Source organism: Streptomyces sp. 11-1-2 (assembly GCF_003595545.1).
GTDB classification, from domain to species: Bacteria; Actinomycetota; Actinomycetes; order Streptomycetales; family Streptomycetaceae; genus Streptomyces; species Streptomyces hygroscopicus_B.
Genome location: NZ_CP022545.1, coordinates 10,807,972 through 10,832,077 on the forward strand (window position 1 = coordinate 10,807,972; position 24,106 = coordinate 10,832,077).

The 24,106-nt window shown below is 71.7% G+C and carries 11 protein-coding genes; 7 read left to right on the forward strand and 4 right to left on the reverse strand.

Annotated elements, in window-relative coordinates:
- The first annotated feature begins 10 nt into the window (after positions 1-10).
- From CGL27_RS45925 to CGL27_RS45950, 6 genes are all read left to right on the forward strand, one after another.
- Complete coding sequence (locus CGL27_RS45925; protein WP_119993607.1) at positions 11-7,756, forward strand: type I polyketide synthase; 7,746 nt, start codon at positions 11-13, stop codon at positions 7,754-7,756.
- Between the two features lie 121 nt (positions 7,757-7,877).
- Positions 7,878-14,771 carry a type I polyketide synthase gene (locus CGL27_RS45930; protein WP_119994877.1) on the forward strand — a complete coding sequence of 2,298 codons (6,894 nt, stop codon included), beginning with the start codon at positions 7,878-7,880 and terminating at the stop codon, positions 14,769-14,771.
- Positions 14,772-14,893: 122 nt separating this feature from the next.
- Positions 14,894-16,330: a class I adenylate-forming enzyme family protein gene (locus tag CGL27_RS45935; protein ID WP_119993609.1), complete on the forward strand. Its 1,437-nt coding sequence runs from the start codon at positions 14,894-14,896 to the stop codon at positions 16,328-16,330.
- Complete coding sequence (locus tag CGL27_RS45940) at positions 16,327-17,391, forward strand: ACP S-malonyltransferase (protein ID WP_119993610.1); 1,065 nt, start codon at positions 16,327-16,329, stop codon at positions 17,389-17,391. Before CGL27_RS45935 ends, CGL27_RS45940 begins: the two co-directional genes overlap by 4 nt.
- A gap of 159 nt (positions 17,392-17,550) precedes the next feature.
- Positions 17,551-18,159, forward strand: coding sequence for a TetR/AcrR family transcriptional regulator (locus CGL27_RS45945; protein ID WP_119993612.1), 609 nt, complete (start codon positions 17,551-17,553; stop codon positions 18,157-18,159).
- 129 nt (positions 18,160-18,288) lie between these two features.
- A complete protein-coding gene (locus tag CGL27_RS45950) occupies positions 18,289-18,669 on the forward strand; it encodes a helix-turn-helix domain-containing protein (protein WP_078646111.1) in 381 nt (126 codons plus the stop codon).
- Positions 18,670-18,747: 78 nt separating this feature from the next.
- Here CGL27_RS45950 and CGL27_RS45955 read toward each other — a convergent pair whose 3' ends face one another.
- Complete coding sequence (locus tag CGL27_RS45955; protein ID WP_119993614.1) at positions 18,748-19,155, reverse strand: RidA family protein; 408 nt, start codon at positions 19,153-19,155, stop codon at positions 18,748-18,750.
- Between the two features lie 286 nt (positions 19,156-19,441).
- Here CGL27_RS45955 and CGL27_RS45960 point away from each other — a divergent pair, with 286 nt between their 5' ends.
- Complete coding sequence (locus CGL27_RS45960; protein WP_119993616.1) at positions 19,442-20,230, forward strand: hydrolase; 789 nt, start codon at positions 19,442-19,444, stop codon at positions 20,228-20,230.
- 61 nt (positions 20,231-20,291) lie between these two features.
- Here the strand turns inward: CGL27_RS45960 and CGL27_RS45965 are convergent, their stop codons facing one another.
- From CGL27_RS45965 to CGL27_RS45975, 3 genes are all read right to left on the reverse strand, one after another.
- Positions 20,292-21,722 (reverse strand): DUF3616 domain-containing protein, encoded by a 1,431-nt coding sequence (locus CGL27_RS45965; RefSeq protein ID WP_119993618.1) that lies wholly within the window; start codon positions 21,720-21,722, stop codon positions 20,292-20,294.
- 136 nt (positions 21,723-21,858) lie between these two features.
- Entirely contained in the window at positions 21,859-23,139 is a 1,281-nt protein-coding gene (locus CGL27_RS45970) for a YeeE/YedE family protein (RefSeq protein WP_119993620.1), read from the reverse strand.
- Between the two features lie 286 nt (positions 23,140-23,425).
- Positions 23,426-24,013 carry an XRE family transcriptional regulator gene (locus tag CGL27_RS45975; RefSeq protein ID WP_119993622.1) on the reverse strand — a complete coding sequence of 196 codons (588 nt, stop codon included), beginning with the start codon at positions 24,011-24,013 and terminating at the stop codon, positions 23,426-23,428.
- Positions 24,014-24,106: the final 93 nt, after the last annotated feature.

The following is a 24,106-nucleotide window of genomic DNA, read 5'->3' on the forward strand; positions in this document are numbered from 1 at the left end:
CGGCAAAACAGTGAGCGAGACGAAGCTCCGCGACTATCTCAACAAGGTGACGACTGATCTGCACCGCACTCGTCTGCGCCTTCGGGAGGTGGAGGAGAAGAACCGGGAGCCGATCGCGATCGTCGCGATGAGCTGCCGCTTCCCCGGCGGGGTCAGCTCTCCGGAGGAGCTCTGGCGCATGGTCGCCGAGGGCGCCGACGGGCTCTCACCGTTCCCGAAGGACCGCGGCTGGCTCGAGGAGGTGTACGACCCGGACCCCGACAGCCAGGGCACGAGCTATGTGAACGAGGGCGGATTCCTGCACGACGCCGCCCTGTTCGATCCCGTGTTCTTCGGGATCTCCCCGCGTGAGGCGCTGGCGATGGACCCCCAGCAGCGGCTGCTGCTGGAGGCGTCCTGGGAGGTCCTGGAGCGGGCGGGCATCGACCCGCTGTCCGTCAAGGGCACCACCGGCGGCGTGTTCATGGGCGCCGCCTTCCAGGGGTACGGTGCGGCCGGCCCGATCGAGGCCGAAGAGGTCGAAGGCCATCTGATGACGGGGCAGACACCCGCCGTCACCTCCGGCCGGATCTCCTATGTCCTCGGCATCGAAGGCCCTGCGGTGACCGTGGACACGGCGTGCTCGTCGTCCCTGGTGACGCTGCACCTGGCCGCGCAGGCGCTGCGCCAGGGCGAGTGCGACTTCGCCCTGGCCGGTGGCATCACCGTGATGGCCGGCCCCGGAACCTTCACCGAGTTCAGCCGTCAGCGGGGTCTCGCCTCCGACGGCCGCTGCAAGCCCTTCGCGGCGGCCGCGGACGGCACCAACTGGTCCGAGGGCGTCGGCGTACTGCTCGTGGAGCGACTGTCCGACGCCCGCCGCCACGGCCACCCCGTGCTGGCGGTGGTGCGCGGCTCCGCGGTGAACCAGGACGGTGCCAGCAACGGCCTCACGGCCCCCAACGGCCCGTCACAGCGCAGGGTGATCCGTCAGGCGCTCGACAACGCCGGACTCACCCCGGACGACGTCGACGTGGTGGAGGCGCACGGCACGGGCACCTCCCTGGGCGACCCGATCGAGGCGCAGGCGCTGATCGCCTCCTACGGCCAGGACCGGCCGGAGGACCGACCGCTGTGGCTCGGATCCATCAAGTCCAACATCGGCCACGCACAGGCGGCGGCGGGTGTCGCGGGGATCATCAAGATGGTGATGGCCATGCGGCACGGCGTTCTGCCGAAGACGCTGCATGTGGACGAGCCGACCCCGCATGTCGACTGGTCGGCGGGGGCCGTGGAGCTGCTGACCGAGGCCCAGCCCTGGCCGGAGACGGGCCGGCCCCGCCGGGCGGGGATCTCCTCCTTCGCCATCAGCGGCACCAACGCGCACACCATCATCGAGCAGGCCCCCGAAGCGGAGGAGCCGGAGCCGGCCGGTGCCGAGGCCGAGGCTCCCCACCCGGTCGCCTCCTCCGTCGTGCCATGGCTGGTCTCGGGCAAGGGCGAGACCGCGATGCGGGCGCAGGCCGAGCGGCTGTACGCCCGTCTGACGGCCGAGGGCGACGATCTCACGACGGCGTCCGTAGCGGACATCGGCTACTCCCTGGCGGCGTCCCGATCGGCGTTCGAGCACCGCGCGGCGGTGATCGGCGAGGACCGCGAGAGCCTGCTGCGCGGCCTGCGGGCCGTGGCCGAGGGCGAGGTGGCCCAGGGCGTGGTCAGGGGGCAGGCGGCGAAGGGGCGCAGGACCGCCTTCGTGTTCCCCGGTCAGGGTGCGCAGTGGGCCGGTATGGGGGTGGAGCTGCTGGAATCCTCTCCGGTCTTCGCGGAGGCGATCGGCGAGTGCGAGACGGCTCTGTCCGCGTATGTGGACTGGTCGTTGACGGATGTGCTGCGTGGTGCCGAGGGTGCTCCCGGTTTCGACCGGGTGGATGTCGTTCAGCCGGTGTTGTTCGCGGTGATGGTGTCGCTGGCGAAGTTGTGGCGTTCGGTGGGTGTGGAACCGGATGCCGTGATGGGTCACAGCCAGGGCGAGATCGCGGCGGCCTGTGTCGCGGGTGCGCTGTCGCTTGGGGATGCCGCGAAGGTGGTGACCCTGCGGTCGCAGGCGATCGCCGCCGGTCTGGCGGGTCGTGGCGGCATGGTGTCGGTCGGGCTGCCGGTCGACCAGGTCAAGGAGCGTATCGCCGCCTGGGACGGCGCGATCTCGGTCGCGGCGGTCAACGGCCCCGGTTCCATCGTGGTCTCCGGTGATGCCAAGGCGCTGGATGAGATGGTCGCGAAGCTGGAGGGCGAGGAGGTGCGGGTCCGTCGGGTTCCGGTGGACTACGCCTCGCACTCCGCACATGTGGAGGAGATCCGCGAGGAACTGCTGAAGGTTCTGGCGGACATCGCGCCCCGTTCGTCGGAGGTGCCGTTCTACTCGACGGTCTCCGGTGAGCTGGTGGACACCGCTGCTCTTGACGCGGAGTACTGGTACCGGAACCTGCGGCAGACCGTTGAACTGGAGAGCACGACACGCACGTTGCTGGATGACGGTTTCACGGTCTTCGCCGAGGTGAGCCCGCATCCGGTGCTGGCCCTGCCGGTGCAGCAGACGGTGGAGGCCGCTGAGGCGCGGGCAGTGGTCGTGGGCACCCTGCGGCGGGATGAGGGCGGACCCGAGCGGTTCCTGACCTCGGCCGCCGAGCTGCACACCAGTGGCGTCGGTGTCGACTGGCGGAAGGTGTTCGAGGGCCCAGGTGCCCGCCGGGTCGATCTGCCGACCTACGCCTTTCAGCGTCAGCGCTATTGGCTGGACTCGATGGCGGCCGTCGGCGACGTGGGATCGGTGGGCCTCAGGGCGGTGGCGCACCCCCTGCTGAGCGCCGCGGTCTCGCTGGCGGGCGGCGGCGGAGTGCTGCTCAGCGGGCGGCTGTCGACAGCCACGAACCCCTGGCTCGCCGAACACACGGTGCAGGGCGTGGCGTTGGTTCCCGGGACGGCCTTCGCGGAGATGGCCGCACAGGCGGGCGACCAGGTCGGGTGCGGCCGGGTCGATGAGCTGGTGCTGGTGGCGCCCTTGGCGATGCCCGAGCGCGGAGGGGTGCAGATCCAGGTCGAGGTGGGGGAGGCCGACGCCGCGGGCCATCGCGACGTCAGCGTGTACTCGCGGTTGGAGCCGGCCGACGACGATGCCGACCTCGAGCAGCCGTGGGTGCAGCACGCTCACGGTGTGCTCACGCCGCCCGCGCCGGCGGCATCCTTCGACTTCGCGAAGTGGCCGCCCTCCGGCGCCAAACCTGTCGACGTCTCCGGCGGCTACGAGCATGCCGCCGAGCACGGGCTGTACTACGGTCCCGCGTACCGGGGGCTGCGGCGCGCCTGGAAGCGCGGCGACGCGGTGTTCGCCGACGTCGAGCTGCCCGAGGAGCAGCGCGGCATCGCGAAGTACTTCGGTCTGCACCCGGCCCTGTTCGACGCGGCCCTCCAGGCGATCGGCGCGAACAACGCGTTGCGCGGAGGCGACGACGCACCGAGCGCGGGCAATCTGATGCCGTTCTCGTGGCGGGGCTTCTCCCTGGAAGCTGTCGGTGCCCAAGCGCTGCGCGTCCGAATCGTCCCGGACGGTCGGCAGGCCGTGTCGCTGGCCATGGCCGACACCTCCGGCCGCCCGGTGGCTTCCGTCGACTCCCTCCTCTTCCGTCCCATGCAGGCCGCCGCACTGCAGAACGTGGGCCGGACTTCCGGTGAGGCGCTGTTCCGCATGGAGTGGACGGCGGGCGCGGCGAAGCCCGCCGAGGGCGTGGCACCCGGCTGGTGGGCGGTGCTGGTCGACGACTGCCTCGGCGTGGGCGACGCTCTGGAGGCGGCGGGCTTCTTCTCCGCCGACGTGTACCTGGACCCCGAGGCGCTGAGCGACACCCTGGCGACGGGCACGAGCATGCCCGGAATGGTGGTCCTGCCGGTGGCTTCGGCCGGCCCCGCCGTGGTGGACGAGGTACACACACGGATCGGTGAGGTGCTGGAGACCGTTCAGTCGTGGCTGGCGGACGACCGGTTCGCGGGCACCCCGCTGGTGGTGCTGACACAAGGTGCCGTTGACACCGGCGACGGTGTGACGGACCTGGCGAGCGCGGCCGTATGGGGTTTGGTGCGGTCGGCGCAGGCGGAGCACCCGGGACGGCTGGTGCTTGTCGACACGGATGATGTCGAGCGTGCGGTGGCACTTCTCGCGGGGGTGGTGGCCACGCGTGAGGAGCAGGTGGTGGTGCGTTCGGGCGAGGTCCGCCTGCCGCGTCTGGCCCGCTCACTGCCCGCCGGTGACGCTCCCGAGTCGGAGGTGTTCGGCTCCGGCGCCGTGCTGGTGACGGAGGGCACGGGCGCTCTGGGCGGTCTGGTGGCCCGGCATCTGGTGGCCCGGCACGGCGTCGAGAAGCTCGTGCTGCTGTCCCGCCGTGGTGCGGAGACGGACGGTGCGGCCGAGTTGCGGGCCGAACTGGAGGCCGCGGGCGCCGAGGTGGTGGTCACGGCTTGTGACGCCGCGGACCGCGAAGCGCTTGCCGCGGTGTTGGCGGGACTGCCCGAAGGGCTCGCGCTGAGCGCCGTGGTGCATGCGGACGAGGTGCTCGATGACGGGCTGTTCGCATCGCTGACACGCGAGCGGGCGACCGCGGTGCTGCGGGCGAAGGTGGACGCGGCCTGGAATCTGCATGAGCTGACCGCGGGCATGGACCTGTCGGCGTTCGTGCTGTTCTCATCGGCCGCGGGTCTGCTCGGCGCGGCCGGGCAGAGCAACTACGCCGCGGCCAATGTGTTCCTGGACGGCCTCGCGTCGTGGCGTCGCACCCAAGGACTGCCGGGTGTCTCGCTGGCGTGGGGCCGGTGGGCCGAGGACAGCGGCGTGACACCGCCCGGGCGGGACGAGATCGACAACTGGCGCTATCGGGTGTCGTGGAAGCTGGTCCCGGACCCGGCCAAGGGGTCGTTGTCGGGGACCTGGCCGGTGGTGGTTCCGGCATCCTGTGCCGGGGACGAGCTGGTCTCGGGGGTTGTCGCCGGGCTCGAGCGGCATGGTGCGAATGTGGTCTCGGTCGTCGTGGACGAGCAGGACCTGGACCCGAGCGTGCTGGCGGAGCGGCTGCGCGAGGTGGCCGAGCAGGCGCCCGAGCTGGGCGGTGTCCTGTCGCTGCTGGCCCTGGACGAGGAACCCTGCCCGGGGCATCCGGCTCTGCCGAGCGGCTACGCGCTGAGCCTGGTGCTGGTGCGGGCCATGGTCGAGGCGAAGATTCCGGCTCGGCTGTGGAGTGGTACGCGAGGGGCCGTCTCGGTGGACGGCTCGGACCGGCTCACCAGCCCGCTGCAGGCGATGGTGTCGGCGTTGGGCCGGGTGGCCGCGCTGGAGCTGGCGCCGCTGTGGGGCGGTGTGGTCGATCTGCCCGAGTCGCTGGATGAGCGCGGTGCGGCCCGGCTGGCCGGTGTGCTGTCCGCCGGGGGCGGCGAGGACCAGGTCGCGGTTCGCGGCTCCGGTGTCTTCGTGCGCCGTCTGGTGCGGTCGGCTCCGTCCGTTGCCGAGGGGACGGCGTGGCGGGCGCGTGGCACCGTGCTGGTGACCGGTGGTACGGGCGGGCTGGGTGGTCAGGCGGCCCGGTGGCTGGCGCGCAGTGGCGCCGAGCACCTGGTGCTGACCAGCCGTCGGGGTCCCGAGGCGCCGGGCGCGGCCGAGCTGCGCGAGGAGCTGGAGGGGCTGGGCGCCCGGGTGACGGTGGCGGCCTGTGATGTGGCCGACGTCAAGCAGCTGGCCGCGGTGCTGGACGCCGTCCCGGAGGAGTATCCGCTGACGGCGGTCGTGCACGTGGCGGGCGCCACCGGGGGAACGCCTCTGCTGGAGACCGGGTTGGCCGATGCGGCCACCATCGTCTCGGGCAAGGTGGCGGGTGCCGCCAACCTGGATGAGCTGCTGGGCGACCGCGAGCTCGACGCGTTCGTGCTCTTCTCGTCGATCTCCGGTCTGTGGGGCAGTGGCGGCCTGGTCGCCTACAGCTCGGCCAATGCCTACCTGGACGCGCTGGTGGAGGAGCGCCGTGCGCGAGGTCTCGTCGGCACCTCCGTGGTCTGGGGCCCCTGGGCCGAGATCGGCATGGCGGCCGCGGACGACCAGGGTGATCATTTGGCGCGGCGCGGTCTGCCCCGGTTGACGCCGGAGCCGGCGATCGCCGGTCTGGAACGCGTGGTGGCGGGCGACGACGGTGTGGTGACGGTCGTGGACGTGGACTGGGAACGGTTCGTCCCCGCGTTCACCGCGACCCGGCCCAGCCCGTTGCTGAGCGATCTCTACGAGGTCCAGCGGCTGGACACGGAGTGGAACGATGTGGCGCGCACCAGTCTGGCGCCCGTCTCCTCCGAAGAGGGTCTGGAGCTCTTCGACGCGGGAGTCACCTCCGACACGGCCGTGGTGATTCCCGCCCGGCTGGACGTGGGTGCGCTGCGCGCCCAGGGCGCCGCGCTGCCCGCCTTCTTCCGTTCCGTCGTCCCGGATTCCCCCGTCCGGCGTACGGCTCGGGCGGCGGAGTCCGAGGTGGATCAGCCCACCCAGTTGCGGCAGCGGCTGGCCGGGTTGTCGGAGGCCGAGCGGGACGAGGCGCTTCTCGAAATGGTGCGTACCGTCGCCGCCGCGGTGCTCGGTTTCGCATCACCCAATGACATCGACACCGGACACGAGTTCATGGAGATGGGCTTCAACTCTCTTACGGCGGTCGAATTCCGTAACCAGCTGGCCGCCCTCACCGGCCTCAAGCTGAACACCACGGTCGTCTTCGACCACCCGAGCCCGGGCGAGATGGTGGTCCATCTGCGCCCCCGGCTCGCGGCCGAGATCGCGTCCGCTCCCGCCGGCCGCCAGGTCCAGGAGCAGACCGTTGCGGCCGCTCCGGGCGCCGAGCCAGTGGCCGAGCCCGTTTCCCCGGCACCGCAGGTGAACACGGACGACACCCTCGGCTCTCTCTACCGGCAGGCGGCGCGGCAGGGCAAGGTCAGCGTCGGCATGGATCTGCTGGTGAACGCGGCAAGGCTCCGTCCGACCTTCGAGGACCCGGCCGACTACGAGGGAAACATCAGGCCCGCGCGGCTCTCCCGAGGCCCTCGGCGCCCCCGGCTGATGTGCTTCTCCTCCCACGTCGCCCTGGGCGGTGTCCACCAGTACGCGCGGTTCGCCGCGCCGTTCCGTGGCAACCGGGACGTGGCGGGCCTCGGCACCGTGGGGTCCGTCCAGGGTGAGAGCCTTCCGGCCACTCTGGACGCGCTGTTCCACTTGCAGGCGAGGGCCGTTGCCGAGTACGCCGAAGGCGACCCGGTCGTCCTGTGCGGCTCCTCGGCCGGAGGAATGTTCGCCCACTCGGTGGCCGCCGCTCTGGAGAGCCAGGGCACACCACCCGCGGGAGTCGTCCTGATGGATACCTACCTTCCGGACACCACGAAGCTCGGCCAGTTCGAGAACGCCTGGCTGGACGAAATGTACGAGCGGGACGAGCTCGTCTCCATGGAGGGTGTCCGGATGTCCGCCATGGGCTGGTACTCGCATCTGCTGGCGGGGTGGAAGCCGCCGCAGATCTCGGTTCCCACTCTCCACCTTCGTGCGACCGAGACGGTGCTGCGGACGGATCCGGACGCGGAGGTGCAGAGCTGGCAGGCCGACTGGCCCGCCGACTCCCTCATCGACGTGCCCGGAGATCACTTCAGCATGATGGAGAAGCACGCGGAGACCACCGCCCAGGCCGTCGAGAACTGGATGGCCAACCTTTAACGGCCACGCGCCCGCCCGGCATTGATGAATGACGGGCGGGCGCCCCGCGCCGAAACCGCGATCGGCGCGGCACACAGCTTTGACGCAGGGTCTTCCACAAGGCAGGAGTTAGGTGAGCACCATGTTGAACGGGTCCAGCGACTCGGGAGAGTCCATCGTGCAGGCTGGGCCGGATCGTGACGAGGGCCCCGGCGAGCTGCCGTCACTCGGTCCGGACTTCAGGGAACTGCCGGACCTCGAACAGCGCAGGGTTCTGTTCGACCTGGTACGCGCACACGTCGCCGCGGCCCTGCGGTCCGAGTCGCCGCGCGCGCTCGACGCGGAGAGCTCGTTCTTCGACCTGGGGCTGGACTCGCTCGCGGCGGTCAATCTGCACCGCGGACTGGTCGCCGCCACCGGCCTCACACTGGAGGTGTCGCTCGCCTACGACCACCCGACACCCAGCGAGCTGGTGGACCACCTCCACCGGCAGATCTTCCCCGTCGACACGGACGACACCGCTCCCGCGCGTGCCGTCGTGGGCTCGGACGACCCCATCGCGATCGTCGGGATGAGCTGCCGCTTCCCCGGAGGCGTCAACAGTCCCGAGGACCTGTGGAAGGTCGTCGTCGAGGGTGTCGACGCCATCACCCCGTTCCCCACCGACCGGGGCTGGGATCTGGAGGCGCTCTACAGCCCGGACCCGGACCGGCCCGGCACCAGCTACGCGACCGAGGGCGGCTTCATCCACGACGTCCCCGAGTTCGACGCGGAGTTCTTCGGCATCTCGCCGCGTGAGGCGCTGGCCATGGACCCGCAGCAGCGGCTGCTGCTGGAGACCAGCTGGGAGGTCTTCGAGCGGGCCGGTATCGATGTCACCACGCTGCGGAGGAGCAGGACCGCCGTCTTCGCCGGCGTTGAGCGCCACGACTACGGGCCCCACCTCCAGAGCACCAAGAGCGGCCTCGAGGGTTACGCGCTCACCGGCACCGCGGGCAGCGTCGCCTCCGGGCGCATCTCCTACACCTTCGGCTTCGAGGGCCCGGCGTTGACCGTGGACACCGCGTGCTCCTCCTCGCTGGTCTCCCTGCACCAGGCGGCGTACTCGCTGCGCCAGGGCGAATGCGACCTCGCGCTCGCCGCCGGTGTCGCCACGATGCCGAGCCCGGCGGACTTCATCCTCTTCAGCCGCCAGCGCGGACTCGCCTCCGACGGGCGCTGCAAGGCGTTCGGCGCCGAGGCCGACGGCACCTCGTGGGCCGAGGGCGTCGGCGTCCTCCTGGTGGAGCGGCTCTCCGACGCCCGGCGCAACGGCCACGAGGTGCTGGCGATCGTGCGCGGCTCCGCCGTCAATCAGGATGGCGCGAGCAGCGGTCTGACCGCCCCCAACGGGCGTTCCCAGCAGCGCGTCATCCGGCAGGCGCTGGCCAACGCCGAGCTGACCGCGGACCAGATCGACGCCGTCGAGGCGCACGGCACCGGAACCTCGCTCGGCGACCCCATCGAGGCGCAGGCGCTGATCGCCACCTACGGCGAGAGCCGCCCGGAGGGGCAGCCGGTGTGGCTGGGGTCCCTCAAATCGAACATCGGCCACACCCAGGCGGCGGCCGGTGTGGGTGGCGTCATCAAGATGGTGATGGCCATGCGCCACGGCATCCTGCCCAGGACGCTGCACGTGGAGGTGCCGACCCCGTACGTGGACTGGTCGTCGGGCGGCATGGCGCTGCTCGCCGAGCAGCGCCCCTGGCCGGAGACCGGGCGGCCGCGCCGCGCCGGTATCTCCTCGTTCGGCATGAGCGGCACCAACGCGCACGCCATCATCGAGCAGGCGCCGCCGCAGGAGCCCACCCTGACGGCGGACGACGCCGAGGACCCGGAGACCGCGTCCCAGCCCATCTCGTGGCTGGTGTCCGCCAGGAGCGAGGAGGCGCTGCGGGCGCAGTCCGCGCGGCTGCGCGAGCACGTGGTGCGCGACCGCGACGCGAACCCGGTCGACGTCGGATGGTCGTCCGCGGTGACGCGTGCCGCACTCGAGCAGCGGGCCGTGGTGGTGGCCTCCGACCGCGACGGGCTGCTGCGGGGACTCGCGGCGCTCGCCGAGGACACCGACGCGCCGGGCCTGGTGCGAGGCAGGTCCACGGGGCAGCGGGTGGCGTTCCTGTTCACCGGCCAGGGCGCCCAGCGGCTGGGCATGGGCCAGGAACTCTACGAGACCTACCCGCTGTTCGCCGATGTGTTCGACGAGGCGTGTGACTATCTCGAGGTGCGTCTCGGCACCTCCGTGCTGGACGTTGTCTTCGGTCCGGAGGACGACGACGCGGCCGCGACCGGTGACGAGCTGAACCAGACGATGTTCACCCAGGCCGGGCTGTTCGCCTTCGAGGTGGCCCTGTTCCGCCTGGTGGAGTCCTGGGGTGTGCGCGCCGACTTCCTGATGGGGCACTCGGTGGGCGAGATCGCCGCGGCACACGTCGCCGGGGTGCTGTCCCTGGAGGACGCGTGCGCTCTGGTGGCGGCCCGCGGGCGGCTGATGCAGGAACTGCCCGAGGGCGGCGCGATGGTGGCCGTCCAGGCGTCGGAGGAGGAGGTGGCCGAGAGCCTGAAGGGCCGTGAGGGCCAGGTGTCGCTCGCGGCGCTCAACGGTCCCACCTCGGTGGTGCTCTCCGGCGACGAGGACGCGGTGCTGGAACTCGTCGGCCACTGGGAGGCCCAGGGCCGCAAGACCAAGCGGCTGCGGGTGAGCCACGCGTTCCATTCCCCCCGGATGGACGCCATGCTGGAGGAGTTCGGCCAGATCGCCGCCTGCCTTTCGTACTCGGCCCCGGCGATCCCGGTCATCTCCAACGTCACCGGCGATGTCGCGGGCGCCGAATTGGCCACCCCGGAGTACTGGGTCCGCCACGTTCGGGAGGCGGTCCGCTTCGACGACGGAATGCGCCGCCTCGCCGACCAGGGCGTGACGACCTGTGTGGAGCTCGGCCCCGACGCCGTGCTGACCGCGATGGGCCAGGACTGCCTGGACGCCATCGACGCCGACGCGGCGTTCGTGCCCCTGGCCCGCTCCGGGCGCGCCGAGGCCCAGACGCTGGCGGAGGCCGTCGCCACCCTGTACACCAACGGCGTCGGAGTGGACTGGGACGCGGTGTACGCCGGGCGCGGCGCCCGCCGGGTCAGCCTGCCGACCTACGCCTTCCAGCACAAGCGGTACTGGCTCGAGGCGGGCGGCGCCGTGACCGGCGACGCCCGGAGCGTGGGGCTCGGCAGGGTGGACCACCCGCTGCTCGGCGGCCGCACGGAACTGGCCGAGGGCGACCGCACGGTGCTCACGGGGCGCCTCTCGCTGCAGACGCACCCGTGGCTCGCCGACCACGCCGTGGCCGGCGGAGTGCTCTTCCCCGGCACCGGATTCGTGGAACTGGGCCTGCTCGCGGGCACCGAGACCGGGGCCGGACGGCTCGGCGAGCTCACGCTCGAGACGCCGCTGCTCCTGCCGGAGCAGGGCGGCGTCCGCATCCAGCTCGTGGTCGGCCCCACGGACGAATCCGGGGTACGGCCGCTCGGCGTGTACTCGCGCTCCGACAGCGACGAGTCGGAAGAGGAGTGGGTACGCCACGCCCAGGGCGTCCTCGAGGCGGACAGCGGCACCGCGGGCACCGACAGCCTGCCGCAGTGGCCGGTCCCGGGCGCCGAGCAGGTGCTGATGGAGGGCTTCTACGAGGGCCTGGCCCAGGTCGGTTACGGATACGGGCCGGTCTTCCAGGGGCTGGAGTCGGTCTGGCGGCTGGACGGCGATGTCTACGCCGAGGTGGCGCTGCCGGACTCGGCGGCTCAGGAAGCCGGACAGTTCGGTCTGCACCCCGCCCTGCTCGACGCCGCTCTGCACGCCATGGAGATGGGCGACTTCGGCGGCGAGAGCGGGCGCGTAACCCTGCCGTTCTCCTTCACCGGGGTGACCCTGCACGCGGTGGGCGCGGGACGGGTGCGGGTGCGGCTGCGCCCGCAGGGCAAGGACACGGTCGCGCTGCTGGTGTCCGACGCCACGGGTGCGCCCGTCGCCTCGGTGGAGTCGCTGGTGGTGCGCGAGGTGGCGGCCGAGCGGTTCGCGTCCGGGCCGCGTGCCACCGGCAGCGACGGAACGCTGCTCCGGGCCAACTGGGATGTGTTCGCCGCCACGCTGGACGGGAACCGGACCGGTGCGTCCACGGCGGTGATCGGCGCCGACCGGGCGCGGGTGGGCGGGCTGCTCACCGCCTCCGGCGTCGAGTACGCCGAGTACGCCGGGGTGGACGCGCTCACCGCCGCCGTCGACGAGGGTGCCGCGGTGCCGGACGTGGTCTGGGCCTGGTGCGGCGCCGAGCCCGCCGGGCCGGACGCCGGGAACCTCGCCGACGCCACTCGGAAGGCGACCCACCGGGCGCTGGCCCTGCTGCAGTCCTGGCTCGCGGAGGACCGGTTCGACGGGTCCCGGCTGACCGTGGTGACCAGCGACGCGGTCGCGACGGGCCCGGGCGAGGGCGTCGCCGGACTGTCCAACGCCGCCGTCTGGGGACTGGTGCGTTCGGCGGCCACGGAGAACCCGGGCCGGATCCAGCTGGTGGACATCGACCGCCACGCCGAGTCGGCCACCGCTGCCGTCGGCGTGGTGACGGCGGCGATGGCGGCGGGCGAGCGGGAGGTGGCGCTCCGCGCGGGCCAGGGACTGGTTCCCCGGCTCGCCAGGAACGCCGCGGGCCGGGTGCTCGAGGCTCCCGCCGGGACCTCGGCGTGGAAGCTCGCCACCACGGGCGGGGGCACCCTGGACGGGCTCGCTCTGCTGCCCGAACCGGAGGCGGAGGCGCCGCTGGCCCCCGGGCAGGTTCGGATCGCGGTCCGCGCCGCCGGTCTGAATTTCCGTGACGCGCTGATCGCCCTCGGCATGTACCCGGACGACCACGCCACGATGGGTGGCGAGGGCGCCGGTGTGGTGCTGGAGGCCGGCCCGGGAGTGACCGACCTGGCACCCGGCGACCGGGTCATGGGCCTGATCAACGCGTTCGGGCCCATCGCGGTCGCCGAGCGGCGGCAGGTCGTCCCCCTGCCGCAGGGCTGGACGTTCGCCCAGGGCGCGTCGGTGCCGGTGGTCTTCCTGACGGCTTACCTCGGCCTGGCCGAGCTCGGCGGGCTGCGGGCGGGCGAGTCCATCCTCGTGCACGCGGCCACTGGTGGTGTGGGCATGGCCGCCGTGCAACTCGCACGCCACCTCGGCGCCGAGGTGTACGCCACGGCCAGCCCCGGCAAGTGGGACACTCTCCGGGCGATGGGATTCGACGAGAAGCACATCGCCTCGTCGCGTGACCTGGAGTTCGAGCGGCGGTTCCTGGAGGCCACCGACGGCCGGGGCGTGGACATGGTGCTGGACTCGCTCGCCCGCGAGTTCGTCGACGCCTCGCTGCGGCTGATGCCCAGGGGCGGGCGGTTCCTGGAGATGGGCAAGATCGACGTGCGCGACCCCGAGGTCGTCGCCGCGGACCATCCTGGGGTGGAGTACCAGGCGTACGACCTGGTCATCACCGACTTCGACCGGATCCAGAGGATGCTGGTCGAACTGGTCGACCTCTTCGACCGCGGCGTGCTGAGCCCGCTTCCGGTGACGGCGTGGGACGTGCGCCGGGCCCCGGACGCGGTACGGCACATCAGTCAGGCCCGGCACATCGGCAAGAACGTCTTCACCATGCCGCGTGACCTCGACCCCGAGGGTTCGGTGCTGGTGACCGGTGGCACCGGTGGCCTGGGCAGCGAGGTGGCGCGCCATCTGGTGGCCGAGCACGGAGTGCGCAACCTGGTGCTGGTCTCCCGGCGCGGGCCGGACGCGGAGGGCGCCGCCGACCTCCAGGCCGAACTGACCGCAGCCGGTGCTTCGGTGACGCTGGCGGCTTGCGACGTGGCCGACCGCGCCTCGCTGGAGCGGGTGCTGTCCGCCGTGCCCGCCGACCACCCGTTGACCGCGGTCGTGCACGCGGCGGGCGTACTCGACGACGGTGTCATCGATACCCTGTCGCCGAAGCGGATCGACGCGGTCTTCGAGCCGAAGGTCGACGCCGCGTGGAACCTGCACGAGCTGACCCGGGATCTGGACCTGGCGGAGTTCGTGATGTTCTCGTCCGTCGCCGGTGTGTTCGGCAGCCCGGGACAGGGAAACTACGCCGCGGCCAACTCCTTCCTGGACGGGCTCGCCGCACACCGGCGTGCCCTCGGGCTCCCCGCCGTATCGCTGGCCTGGGGCCCGTGGGAGCAGGCGGGTGGCATGACCGGCACGCTCACCCAGGCGGACATGGTGCGCATGGCGCGTGAGGGCATGGCGGCCCTGTCCATGTCCGGCGGGCTGCGTCTGCTGGACGTCGGCCGGACGAGCGAGGACGCCCTGCTCGTGCCGATGCGGCTGGAGACCGCGGCGCTCGGCGGCCAGACCGACATCCCCACCCTGCTGCGCGGTGTGGTCCGGGTGCGGAGCCAGGCGGCATCCGACGGGAGGGTGGCCGCTTCCGAATCGGCACGGGTGAAGCTGACCGGTCTGTCCGGAGCCGAACTCGACGGTGCGCTGCTCGACCTGGTGCGCGGCAGCGCGGCGATGGTGCTGGGGCACAGCGGTCCCCAGGCCATCGAGCCCGGCCGCTCCTTCCAGAACCTCGGCTTCGACTCACTGGCGGGCGTGGAGTTCCGCAACCGGCTGAACTCGGCCACGGGGCTGCGCCTCCCCTCCACGCTCATCTTCGACAACCCCACGCCCGCGGCGCTCGCCCAGTACCTGCGTGGCCGGGTGGCGACGGACGGCCCGGCCGAACCGGACGTCGATCCGGAAGAGGCCAGGATCCGTGCCGTTCTGGTGTCGATTCCGCTGGAGCGGCTGCGCCGCGCCGGTCTGCTGGACACGCTCACCGAGCTGGCGAGCGGCAAGGACCAGGCCGAGAAGGGCGCCGAGGAGAAGGAGACGGACTCCATTGACGCGATGGACGACGACGACCTGATCGACATGATGCTCGGAGATCTCGACTCCTGATGAAGGCCGAGTCCCCCCGGAGACCTCCGGGGGACTCGCCCTCTCGGGCAACGTCCGCCCTCGTCGCGGGTGTTCCTCACCCCCCAAGAGCTTCAAGAAGAAGAAAGGCACAGTGAAACCCGATGACCGCAAAGCTCTTTACGACGGAAGCGGTGCACACGCTTCCCGAGTTCGAGCAGCGGGCCCTGGGCATCGCCGACGCGCTCCGCGAGCGTGGCGTCAGCGACGGCACCCGGGTCATGCTGAAGGCAGGCAACTCCGCCGGTTATGTGGGGGCCCTCCTCGCCCTGATGCACGTCGGCGCGTCGATCGTCATGGTCGACCACCAGGAGCGGGCGGAGGCGACACAGCGCATCTGTGACCGGGCCGGCGTCAAGATATGCGTGGTCGACGACGACACCCCGATGCCCGAGAGCGGCCCGGCCCGGGTTACCGTCTACGAGCTGCTCGTGGCGGGCGTGGATCAGTCCCCCGCCGAGCGGCGGCTGTCCTTCGACACCTGGTGCGAGCTGCCCGACGGCCTGATCATGTGGTCCTCCGGGTCCACCGGGGAGCCCAAGGGCGTCGTCAAGACCGGGGCGAAGTTCCTGAAGAACCTGGAGCGCAACGCCGAGCAGGTGGGCCACCGCTCCGACGACGTCCTGCTGCCGCTGCTGCCCTTCTCCCACCAGTACGGGCTGTCCATGGTGCTCATCGCCTGGCTGGTCAAGTGCTCGCTGGTCATCGCGCCCTACCGGCGTCTGGACCGGGCGATGACCATGGCGGGCACCTGCGGGGCGACGGTGGTCGACGCCACCCCGGCCAGCTACCGCAGCATGCTCAACATGATGGGCCGTAAGCCCGCCCTGGCGGGCGAGCTGTCCCGTGTCCGCATGTTCTGCAGCGGGGCCGCCCCGCTGGACCCCGGCCTGGTCGGCGACTACGTCAAGAAGTTCGGGCTGCCCCTGCTGGACAGCTACGGCAGCACCGAGGCCGGAAACGTGGCCTTCGCGACCGAGGACAACGTCGTCGCCTGCGGGCGGGCCGTCGAGGGCCTGAAGCTGCGGATCGTGGACGACGAGGGCGCCGCCCTCCCCTCGGGCGAGGTCGGGGAGATCCAGGTCCACTCGCCCGACCTGATGGAGGGCTACCTGGCGGTCGACGGCACGGTGGCCCCCGTCGACCCGGACAAGACCGACTGGTACCCCACCGGCGACTTCGGCTATCTCGACGGCGGGGACAATCTCTTCGTCCTCGGCCGGAAGTCCGCGGTGCACCGCAACGGCCACACGCTCTACCCCGAGATCATCGAGCACAAGCTGGCCGCGGGCGGCTGTCTCGTCAAGGTCGTGCCCGTCCCCGACGAGCAGCGCGGCTGCCAGCTCGTCTTCTTCGTGGAGGACGAGCAGCAGCGGGAGTCGCGGTTCTGGCGGGAGCCGATCAACTCCCTCCTGCCCGCCTTCGAGCACCCCAACCGCATTCACGTCCTGGAGCGATTCCCGCTGAACCGCAACGGCAAGCCCGACAAGCGACAACTCGAGCAGCTCGCTCTCGACCTGGCACCCGGAGCGAAGGCATGACAGAGCCACAGGCGATAGAGCCCCAGACCCCCGAGCCCCAGACCCCCGAGCCCCAGACCCCCGAGCCCCAGGCAACAGAGTCCCGGGCAACGGAGTCACAGCCGGGCCGCACGGCGTTCGTCTTCCCCGGGATGGGGCCCTTCCGCTTCACCGACGTGGGCGAGTTCCTGCTGACCAACCCCCATGCCCGGCGCCGGCTCGCGATCGCCGACGAGGTGGTGGGGTACTCCGTCTTCGACCGGTACCGCCAGTCGGACGGCGACGAGGAGGGGCAGTACGCCGCCCACACCCAGATCGCCTTCCTGACCGTCTGCCTCTCGCTCGCCGACTGGGCGGAGGAGACGCTGGGAGAGAAGCCCGAGCTGTGCGCCGGACCGAGCTTCGGCCAGCGGGCCGCGGTGACCTACGCGGGGTCCCTGCCCTTCGAGGAGACCGTGCGGCTCACCGCCGAGCTGGCCCGCTGCGAGGAGGAGTACTTCGGGCAGGAGCACCGTGAGGCGGTTACGCACTGCGTGATCCACACCCCCGAGGAGAGCCTTCGCAAGGCGCTGGGCGAACTGGACGACGAGGGGGAGTGGCACGACGTCTCCGGCTATATCGACAAGGGCTTCTACCTCGTGTCCCTGCGCGAGCCCGTGCTCGACCGGTTCAAGAAGCGGATCGGCGACCTCGGCGGCTACAACATGTACACGATGTGGCCGCCCGTACACGCCCCCTCGTTCGGCGACCTGCGCCGCAAGGCGGAGGAAGAGGTCTTCGGCAGCTTCGAGCTGGCCGACCCCAAGCTCCCGGTCGTCTCCGACCAGAACGGCGCGCTGCTGACCGACGCGGAGGGGGTGCGCGCCATGCTGCTCGACACCTTCAACTGCCCGATCCGCTGGCCGGACATGGTGGAGACGATGCGGGAGCGCGGCATCACCAAGATCTGCATCTCGGGCCCGGACAACCTCTTCGGCCGAGTGAACAGCACCGGGGAGAACTTCGAGGTCCTGGCCATCGACGCCCGCAAGGCGATGCGCCCGCGCGTCCGTCAGAGGAGCGCTCGCCGGGCGCGGCGGTGACGGCCGTTCCGCCCCGGGCCACGGCCGGCCCCGGATCGTCGTCCGCCGTCTGACGGAGGCGCTGCCCTCGGGCAGCGCCCAGCCGGCGGCCTGACGTCGTCAGTGGCACCACCTTCCCGTCAAATCGACTGATCGATCTCGAAAGGTTTGTGTGCCGGTATGGCACGGAGGAAGGAATTCGACCCCGAGGCCGCGCTGGACGCCGCGATGCGGCTGTTCTGGCGCAACGGCTATGAGGGAACGTCCACCAGCGACCTGGTGGACGGCCTGGGAATCGCGCGGGCAAGTCTGTACGGGACCTTCGGGTCCAAACGCGGACTGTATCTGGCCGCGCTCGACCGCTTTCTCTCCGGCGCCGCCGCGCCGAGCCCGGCCGACATCCTGGCGTCGCGTGCGTCCGCCCTGGATGCCGTCCGGGATCTGCTGGAGACCAGCGCGGCAGCCCCGAAGCCGGGCACGCCCCAGGGCTGCTTCGCGGTCAACGCCACGGTGGAGCACGGGGATTCCGACCCCGAGATCTCGCGGCGCCTGGAGGGTAACCGAAGCCGCCTCGAGACCGCGCTCTTCGGTGCGCTGCTGAGGGCCCGCGCACAGGGCAAGCTGGCGCCCGGCATCGATCCGAGTTCGGCGGCGACCATGCTGGCCTCGCTCAACAGCGGCCTGAAGGTGCTGTCGTGCGCGGGCGAGGGCCAGCGCGACCGCATCACCACCACGGTCGACACCGTCATGGCGATGCTGACTTCCCCGGCGGCCGCCGTTACCGGCTGACGGCGGTGATCCGCGACCGCATCGAAGCGGCCGACCGGCTCATCTGACCCGAGCCGCGGACGCGCCGGGGCCGGCCCTCCGCCTCCGTGCTCTCTTGTGGTGACTCGGGAGCTGTAGGAGAGTGGCCCCATGGGCACCAAGCAGTACACCGGCTCGCCCGAGGACGCCGATCTGATGCGCGCGGACTCCTTGGCGCGGGAGATCTTCGCGGATGTCGCCAACAAGTGGGCGTTCCTGATCATCGAGTTCCTCGGGGAACGCACCCTGCGCTTCAGCGAGTTGCGGAACGAGGTCGAGGGCATCAGCCACAAGATGCTCACCCAGAACCTGCGCATGCTGGAGCGCAACGGCCTGGTCGAGCGGAAGGTGCACCCCACCGTGCCGCCCCGGGTCGAGTACACCCTCACCGAGGCGGGCCGTGCCCTGCGTGCGACGGTCGACGGCATGTGCGGCTGGACCCACACCTACCTCGGCCACATCGAGGACTCCCGCCGCCGCTTCGACGCCTGATCGGGGGGAGCGCTCACTCGGACCACGCGGTGGCCCCGCCTCCTGCGGGGCCACCCCGTGGTCACGTCAGCGGCCACGTCAGTCGAGGACCGCGGTGGCTTCGATCTCGACCAGATGCTCGGGGATGTCCAGCGCCGCGACCCCCAGCAGTGTGCCCGGCGGGACCGGGGTGACCCCCAGCTTCGCGGCCGCCCGAGCCGCCCCCTCCAGGAACAGGGGCATCTTGTCGGGCGTCCAGTCGACGACGTAGACGGTCAGTTTCGCCACATCGTCGAAGGAGCCGCCGACCTCGGCCAGGGCGGTGCCGATGTTGAGGTAGCACCGCTCGACCTGAGTGGCGAGGTCGCCTTCGCCGACCGTGACCCCATCGGCGTCCCAGGCGACCTGCCCGGCGATATGGACCAGCCTCGACCCGGTCGCGATCGACACCTGCCGGTACACCTCGATCTCCGGCAATCCGCTGGGGTTTACCAGGGTGATGGCCATGCTGCCTGCCTTCTCATCAGGGGAGCCCACGGGCTCGCTTCCGCGGAGCCCACGGGGACGCGCTCTCTCTTGGTTACCCGGAAACCGTAAGAGAGTGGCCGCTGACATGGAAGAACGCACTTTTCGGTGACTGGGGAACCTTTTGGTGACCGCGTAGCCCAAGGGGTTCGCGCACCGGTTCCGCGGACGCCCGGCCTTCCGGGTTTGTCATGGACGGGCTACAGTGCCGGACATGGTGGGAGCGCTCCCAAGCTCTCGATCGTCCTGACCAGTCGAAGGATCCGCCATGACCCCCACACCACACCGCGCCCTGGCCGCTGCCGCGGTGGCCGTGGCGCTGGCGCTGACCACCCCGGCCGCGCCACGGGCCTCGGCACAACCGGCGGCCTGCGCCGCCAATGGCTTCTGCGAGGACTTCGAGTCCCAGACCGGTACCACCCCCGCGGGCCGCTGGACCACGACCGTCGCCAACTGCTCCGGCTCCGGCACCGCCACCGTGGACACCACGACGGCTCACGGCGGCACCACGTCGGTGCGGATCACGGGCAAGGCGGGATACTGCAACCACGCCTTCGCCGGCACCTCGCTGTCCGGTCTGCCGTCCGGTGGCGACCTCTACGGACGCTTCTGGGTCCGCCACACCACCGCGTTGCCCGCCCAGCACGTCACGTTCGCCGCCCTGCGCGACGCCAACGACAACGGCAGGGACCTGCGCATGGGCGGTCAGAACAAGGCATTGCAGTGGAACCGCGAGTCGGACGACGCCACTCTCCCCGCCCAGAGCCCGGCGGGCGTCGCGCTCAGCACCCCGCTGCCCGTCAACACCTGGACCTGTCTGGAGTTCCGCCTCGACCGCACCGCGGGCCGCCTGGACACCTGGGTGAACGGCGCGCTCGTCACCGGCCTGGTGGTGGACGGCACCCCGACCCAGGACGTCGACCAGCAATGGCTGAGCCGGGGCGGGTGGCGGCCCGCCCCGGGCGATCTGCGGCTGGGCTGGGAGAGTTACGGCGAGGGCGAAGACACTCTCTGGTACGACGACGTGGCCGTCGGCACCTCCCGGATCGGCTGCTGAGCCACCGTCAAGGACAGCGCTCGGCAACCGGGCCGGGCAACCGGGTCAGGGGTTCAGGGGTTCAGGGGTTCAGGGGGAAGCTGACCGACCGGGACTTCTTCCACTCCTCGTGCTCCAGGTCCTTGGCCTCGGTGCCGTCCCCGTACAGGTCGGCCGAGCCGCTGTCGGTGATGACCTGGGCCCGGGCGCCGGGAGCCGAGAGGTCGGGCACGTCCACCACGATCTCCCAGCCGCCCGGGTCGGCAGTCGGCAGGTCGAGCCGCTTGACCGGCTGGTGTCCGGCGACGCCGTCCCAGGAGTAGAGCGTGTACGGGGCGCTGTTGTCCTCGGCCGCCCAGGAACCCGCCACGATCAGGTACTGGCCCTTTTCGTTGCGGCGGATGTCGCGCACGCTCAGGCCCCCGAGGTCGAGGGTGATGGGGGCACCGAAGGTGGCGTGGGTGTCCTTGTCGCTGCCGGACCGGGCCAGCTCGTCGGCATTGGTGACCGGGACCAGCAGCGCCTTGCCGCCGTCTGCGGGCGGCACCAGCGGCGCCCGGAAGCCGATGTACGCGGTGGAGTCGGAGCCGGGCGCGAACTCCAGGCCCTCGACGTTGAATCCGTCGATCTGCTTGGGCACCTGGCCGTCCGCGGTGCCCTTGGCGAAGCCGAGCCGGTCGCCGTTGGCCTTGTCCCAGTCCACCAGGTCCTCGCGCAGGTCCTGGTACGAGCCGCCGACCTCGAGCTCGGTGTCGGCGCCCGAACCGGAGACGGTGGTGGTGAAGAGGGTGAAGCGGTCCTTCTTCGGCTCGCCGTCCTTGTTGTTGCCCAGCGAGCCGGTCCAGTAGATGGTGTCGCCGACGCGGGCCGCGGCCTCGATGTCGATCTCCTTGTCGACATCGAGGTCGGAGCTGACGTCCCAGGTGCGCACCGGCGCGCCGGACGCGTCACGGCGGTACAGGCGCAGGACGTTGGACTCGTCGTCGGCGACGACCATGTAGCCGTCGCCGACGTCCACGGCGGCGGAGGAGTCGCTGGAGCCGGTCAGGTAGCGGGTGTCGGTGGCGTTGCCCACGGCGCCGGAGGCCGCGTAGTGCAGGGTGGTGGTGGCGCTCTTGCCGCCGAGGCCGTTCACCTTGAGGGTGAGGTCGGTGTAGCCCTTGCCGCGCGCCCGTACGGCCACCTCGCGGGTGGCGCCGGTGCCGGTCACCGCGACGTCCCCGGTCTCCGCGACCGAGCCGTGGGTGGTGGCGGTCGCGGACACGGTGAGCGCGTCCGCGTCGGCGCCGCTCTGGCCGACCTTCACGGTCACCGTCGGGTCGCCGGTGGCGCCGACGGCGCCGGACAGGTACGAGGTGGCCGGTTTGATGGTCGGCGTGCCGTAGTCCGCGTTCCCGGCCACCGCGGAGGCCGGGAGGGCGGACAGCGTCGTGGCGCCGGCCACCAGCGCCAGCGCGGCGGCGTGGACGACCCGGCGGGTACGGCGCGGGGGAGCGGCATGGAACGGGACCATCGTGAGCAACCCTTCGTCAGCTGCGGGGCCGGTCGGTGGACCGGCACACCGCCCTGACGATGGATCATTTACATGGCGTGTGCATGAACGACCCCCGAACATGGACCACTTCCGGCCAAGGAGGGGGCCGTCGCGGTCAGCAGACGCCGTCGCCCGGCTTCGGGTTCCCGAGCCCGAAGAGCGGCCGCAGCTTCAGCCCGGCCCAGGTGCCGAGGAGGGCGAAGCCGCCCCAGACCCAGCCGTGCAGGCTGCCGGAGGCGATGCCCGCGAGGTAGGCGCCGATGTTGCAGCCCCCCGCCAGCCGGGCACCGATGCCCATCAGTACGCCGCCGAGCACCGCCGCGGTCGCCGTCCGCCACGGCACGCCGCGGTGGAGCGTCCAGGTGCCGCCGAGCGCCGCGGCGACCGCCGCGCCGATCATGATGCCGATGTCGGTGAGACTGGTCTTGTCGGCGAGCACCGGCCCGGCGAGCATCTCCTTGTTCCCGGGCTGCTGCCACCAGCTCCAGCTCTCCGGGTGGCCGCCGAGCGCTCGTACCAGCTCCGCGCCCCACAGGCTGAAGGCACTGGTGACGCCCCAGGCGCCGCCCGAGACGAGCAGCACCCCGGCGCCCAGCACGGCCAGTGCCAGGGCGCCGACCGCCAGCGGCCAGGAGCCGCGCAGGACGCGGGCGGCGGCACCGCGCGCGGAGGGCACCGGACCGATCGGCGGCGGGTTGCGGCGGGCCTGGACGCTACGGCTGACCAGGACGATGGCGGCGAGCACGAGGATCGTCACCGCCCAGGAGCCGAACCAGCCGATGTGGTCCGCCATGACGACCGGCTCCAGCGACGGCAGGTCCTTCCACAGGTCGAACTGCCAGGCGGCCAGGGTCGCACCGCCGATGAAGCCACCGAGCGTGAGCACGATCGACGTCTGCCCCGAGCCGACCGCGAAGAGGGTGCCGGAGGCGCAGGCCCCACCGAGCTGCATGCCGACCGCGAAGACGAACGAGCCGATCAGCAGCCCGAAGCCCAACGGTCCGCCCGAGGGCGCCGGCACGGACCCGAACAGCCCGGTCTTCGTGCCGATGAGCAGGGCGAACAGCGTGGCCGTGGTGCCCAGCAGCAGAGTGTGGGCGCGCAGGCCGGTGCCGTTGCCGACGGCCACCAGCTGCCGCCAGGCGGAGGTGAAGCCGAAGCGGGAGTGGAAGAGGGCGATTCCCAGGGCGAGGCCGAGCAGCAGCAGAACGCCGGGCTTGGCCCCGTGGGCGGACCACACATACGCGGTCAGCGCCGCGCCGAGCAGCCCGGACACGGCGAGCGGCACCCGGCGCACCGGCGGCGCGGCGGGCGCCTCCGGCCGGGGCACGGAGGTGGGTGAGGGGGACAGCAGCGCGGCGGTCTTCGCTGCCTCGGCGGGCGGGGCGGTGGTCACGTGCGGACTCCGGAGACGTTCGAAAGGGGGGCATCACGCTGGGCGGGAGGGCCCGGCCGGGCGGCGCGGCGCCGGGCGGCGGCGCGCGGTGGGGAAACCGGTCGGTTCCGGCTCAGCGGCGACAGAGGCCGTCGTCGACGCACCACGCCGAGTTCGCGAACAGCGCGAGACGCAGCGGACGGGCGGGTGCGGACATGGAGACGAGGATATGGTCCGGATTTCAAAAACTGGACCCCGGTCTCACCATGTGATCTGTGGAGTCAGCCACAGACGGCTCCCGGGACGGTCAGTGCCCGGCCGGTGCCAGATGCGCGCGCTCTCCCTGCGCGCCGAAGAGGGTGAGCACCTCCGCGGGCCGGCCGTCGGCGCTGCCGATCCAGTGCGGTATGCGGGTGTCGAACTCCGCCGCCTCGCCGGCTCCGAGCCGGAACTCCCGTTCGCCGAGCAGAAACCTGACGTGTCCGTCGAGGACGTAGAACCACTCGTATCCCTCGTGGGTCTGCAGCTTCATCGTGGGTGACCGGCCGGCGGGCGGATAGATCACCTTGTACGCCTGGACACCGCCGGCCCGCCTGGTCAGCGGCACCATCACCAGCCCGGATCGCCGCACCGGCCGCAAGTGGATGCGTGGGTCGCCGGTGGGCGGCGCCGCGACGAGATCGTCGAGCGGGACGCCGTGCGCCCGGGCCAGCGGCAGCAACTGCTCCAGCGTGGGGCGGAGCTTGCCGTTCTCGAGCCGGGACAGGGTGCTCGCCGTGAGGCCGGTCTCGTTCGCCAGCGCCGCCAGCGTGGCGCTCCGCGCCCGGCGCAGGGCACGCAGTCGCGGCCCGACTCCGGCCAGAACGTCTTCCGCGGGGTTGTCCGGGTTGTCCATCCCCCGATGATGCGGATCCGCAACTTTCCTTGCAAGAGCGAAATGGCGGCGTCGAGGCTGTCGGTACATCACCGGCGGCGAAGGCGCGTATCG